Origin of the sequence: Streptomyces sp. NPDC056231, from assembly GCF_048270745.1 — a bacterium.
Classification (GTDB): domain Bacteria; phylum Actinomycetota; class Actinomycetes; order Streptomycetales; family Streptomycetaceae; genus Streptomyces.
This window is the reverse complement of the sequence record NZ_JBLVKW010000174.1, coordinates 1-3,779: the sequence shown is the minus strand read 5'-3', so window position 1 is coordinate 3,779 and position 3,779 is coordinate 1. Positions and strand designations below refer to the sequence as shown.

4 protein-coding genes are annotated in these 3,779 nt (G+C 69.7%); 3 read left to right on the top strand and 1 reads right to left on the bottom strand.

Annotated elements, in window-relative coordinates; translation table 11 throughout:
- The 3 genes from ACNPQM_RS43790 to ACNPQM_RS43780 all read left to right on the top strand — a co-directional run.
- On the top strand, positions 1-680 hold a 680-nt coding region (locus ACNPQM_RS43790; protein WP_418088371.1), incomplete at its 5' end, for a tyrosine-type recombinase/integrase.
- The gene (locus ACNPQM_RS43785; RefSeq protein WP_358856455.1) at positions 677-1,009 is read left to right on the top strand and encodes a helix-turn-helix domain-containing protein; all 333 of its coding nucleotides are present in this window, start codon (positions 677-679) and stop codon (positions 1,007-1,009) included. The genes ACNPQM_RS43790 and ACNPQM_RS43785, both read left to right, overlap by 4 nt.
- A 4-nt stretch (positions 1,010-1,013) precedes the next feature.
- Positions 1,014-2,609 (top strand): hypothetical protein, encoded by a 1,596-nt coding sequence (locus ACNPQM_RS43780; RefSeq protein ID WP_418088370.1) that lies wholly within the window; start codon positions 1,014-1,016, stop codon positions 2,607-2,609.
- Between the two features lie 60 nt (positions 2,610-2,669).
- Here the strand turns inward: ACNPQM_RS43780 and ACNPQM_RS43775 are convergent, their stop codons facing one another.
- Positions 2,670-3,569, bottom strand: coding sequence for a bifunctional helix-turn-helix transcriptional regulator/GNAT family N-acetyltransferase (locus tag ACNPQM_RS43775; protein WP_358856453.1), 900 nt, complete (start codon positions 3,567-3,569; stop codon positions 2,670-2,672).
- Positions 3,570-3,779: the final 210 nt, after the last annotated feature.

Genomic DNA, 3,779 nt, shown 5'->3' with positions numbered 1-3,779 from the left:
ACGCCCAGCTGCGGATCCCGCCGACCGGGCCGGAGGTCGGGATGCTGTTCACCGGCTGGGGCGGCGAGCTGGCCACCTGCCGCAAGTTCGCCCCTACTGCCAGGAACTACACCGCCTCCAAGCTGATGTCCCAGGTCGGCCTGCGGGTCAGTGAGGCGTGCAAGCTCGACCTGACGGACATCAAGTGGGACCTGGGGCGCTTCGGCAAGCTCCATGTCCGCCACGGCAAGGGCGCCCGCGGGTCGGGCCCGCGTGAGCGGATGGTGCCGCTGATCAACGGCGCTGACCGCACGCTGCGGTGGTTCATCGAGGACGTGTGGGGCCAGTTCGACGACGACCACACCCGCCCCGGCGCCCCGCTGTTTCCCTCCGAGCGCAAGAACGCCGACGGCTCCTCGCGCCGGGTGGGCGACGACGCCCTGCGCGGCGGGCTCAAGGACGCGGCCAAGGCACATCTGCCGGGGTGGGGCGAGAAGCTGACGCCGCATGTCCTGCGGCATTTTTGTGCGTCCCAACTCTATGAGAACGGGCTGAACTTGCTCGCAATTCAGGAGGTTTTGGGACATTCCTGGATCGCCACGACGATGCGATATGTCCACGTCCAGCAGACCCGGGTCGAGGACGCCTGGGTCGCCGGGACCGAGCGGGCCGCGAAGCGGCTGGAAGGGCTGATCCGATGAGGTGGAACCTGCGGCTGACCGCCGCGAACAAGGGTATCTGGAAGGCGTCCGAACTCCAACGAAGCCTGGCCGAGCACGGGTTGGTGATCTCAGCGGGGAAGATGTCCGGACTGTGGTCCGGCCAGCCGGTCTCGCTCAAGCTGGAGGACCTGGACGTCATCTGCGTGGTCCTTGGCTGCGAGATCGGTGACCTGCTCATCCCCGAGCCGGAGAAGGTCCGCCGCCCGGGGCAGGCGGAGGGGACGGAGCGAGCCGCGGCTGGCGCGGGGACCGGCGCACGAGCGGTGGTCCCCAAGCGCCGGGACGGCCGGTCGCTGCCGCCGGAGTAAGCCGGTGGCACGGTTCCCGAAGGGCTACGTCAAGCCCACCGACTCCTGCGGAAGCTGCCTGGCCTGGGGAAACTTCAGCGGCCGCCTCTGCCCCACCTGCTACATGTTCGGTCGCAGTCACGATGCGGCCGCATGCACCGGCTGCCGCCGAATCCAGCCGTTGAAGTGGGACTACTGCCGCCTATGCTGGTGCCAGGCCCGCCTCAACGCGAGGGCCGTCACCGGCCAGCCGGCGGACGAGACGGACGTGCGGGATCGGCTCGCCGCCGTCCGGCACCACCAGCTGTTCTTCATGGGCCTGCACTACCGCAGAAGACCGACACCCTCGGCACGGCGGCGCGGAGGACGGCGGGGAGCCCCGCGCAAGCCGCCCCCCGCCCCGACCTGGCGCCCGGATCCCGGCTGGCGGCAGTTGCCGCTGTTCGAGCAGATCCCCCGTGACTACAGCCGACTCGCCCTCGCTGACTCCGACCTCGCCAGCCCCTGGCTGGCCTGGGCGAAGTACCTCGCCCACCGGCTCGCCGAGGCCCGAGGCTGGGGACGCGGCATCCGCTTCGCCGTCAACCGCGGCCTGGCCATCGTCCTCACCGGCTACGTCGACGGCGACGTCATCCGGCACACGGAGATCTTCACCCCACTGCGGGCCCTGGACCTGCCGGTCGGCCACACCATCACGGTCCTGGAGGAGATGGGGATCTTCGAAGACGACAGCGAACCCTCCTTCGAACACTGGCTCGTCGAGAGGCTGGAGGGTCTCGCACCCGGCATCCGCTCGGAGACCGAGCGCTGGACCCGTGTCCTGCGCGACGGCGGCCCGCGCAGCCTCCCGCGACGGGAGGGCACCGTCTGGCTCTACCTCAACCGGGCCCGTCCGGCCTTGATGGAATGGTCGAACCGCTACGACCACCTGCGGGAAGTGACCCGCGACGACGTCCTCGCCTACATCAAGACACTGCACGGCCGCCAGCGACACGACCAACTCGTCGCCCTGCGCTCGCTGTTCACTTGGGCCAAGCGGAACGGACTGATCTTCCGCAACCCCACGAGCCGGATCAAGGTGGGGCAATACGAGTACGCCGTGCTGCAACCGCTCATCCCCGAGCAGGTCGACCGGTCCGTCGCGGCGGCCACCACCCCGGCGACGCGGCTCATCCTCGCCCTCGCAGCGGTCCACGCCGCCCGAGTTGCCCAGATCGCCACCCTCATGCTCGACGATGTCGACCTCGGCAACCGCCGGCTGACCATCGCCGGCCGCGTCCGCCCGCTGGACGACCTCACCTTGCAGCTGCTGCTGGACTGGCTGGAGCACCGGCGCCGCCGGTGGCCGAACACCGCGAACCTCCACCTGCTGATCAACAACCAGACCGCCAACACGACCGGCAGGGCCAGCAACCACTGGATCAGCACCGCGATGCGCGGCCAGGAAGCGACCCTGGAGCGACTCCGAGTCGACCGCCAGCTCGAAGAGGCCATGGTCAAAGGCCCCGACCCACTCCACCTCGCGGAGGTCTTCGGGCTCGACGAGAAGACCGCGATGCGCTACGCGGACTCCGCGCGGGCCCTGCTGGAGCAGGCCGCCGAGGCCGGTCCCTTGTCTTGACGCAGACTCACGGGGCCTTCCCCAGAATCAGGGCAGCGGACCTGAAGTTCGTCGGAACCCTCACTCCGACGATACTGTGGTGATCCGCTTCTCGAACCAATGATGGGCATACGGTTCGTCGTTGAAGGCGGTGACCTCCTGGAAGCCATAGGAGTAGTACAGGCCGATCGCGCGGCTGAGAGCCTTGTTGGTGTCCAGGCGCAGTACGTCAAAGCCGTGCCGGGCGGCCCGCGCCTCCAGCTCGGCCAAGAACCGGCGGCCGAGGCCGAGGCCCCGGGTGTGAGGCGCAACCCACATGCGCTTGACCTCGGCCGGGGCACCGGGCGGCAGCTTCAGACCCGCGCAGCCGACGGGCTCGCCGTGCAGCCGGGCAACCAAGAACAGCCCGTGCGGCGGCCGGAGTTCGCCCGCGTCGGGCAGCAGGCTCCGCGCGGGGTCGAAACCGGCCTCGAAGCGCTCCTGCAGCTCGGTGAAGTAGGACCGCAAACAGTGCTGGGCGTCGGGGTGGTCCGGGTCGACACAGTCCAGCGCGACCGTCGCGGCGGTCAGCAAGCGGTCAACCTCGGCCATGGCGGCGACCAGTCGGGCGCGCTGGGCGGTGTTGAGCGGCTCCAGGAGGGAGCCGGCCAGCTCGTCGCTGCGGCGATCGAGCGCGACGCGCTCCGCACGGCCCGCGTCGGTGAGCCGGACGGTACGCACCCGTCTGTCCCGGGGCCGCGGCTCCACCGTCACCAGGCCGGCGGCCTCCAGGGAGCGCAATAGCCGGCTGACGTACCCGGAGTCGAGCCCGAGGCGCTCGCGCAACCGCCGTACGTCCTGGCCCTGCTCGCCGATCTCCCACAGCAGCCGCGCCTCACCGACGGGCCGGCCGCGGCCCAGGTAGTGGCCGTGAAGCACGCCCACGCGTTCGGTGACGGTGCGGTTGAACCGCCGTACCTGATCGATCTGTGTCCCATCCACTCTCTGACTCTAGTCAGAGAACCTCGCGCGCGACCAGAGGCAGTGCGCGACAGCACGCACCATCGGCTATCCGGCCACGGCCACAGCCCTCAGGATCGTTCAGCATCCTCGTGTTCACTCGAACCCACGGATGCGGCGGCCTGAAGCACACTGGCGGACCCGTGGGTTCGCGCTGAAGAAGCTTCGGTTTCCCTGAACCCACGGGGCTCA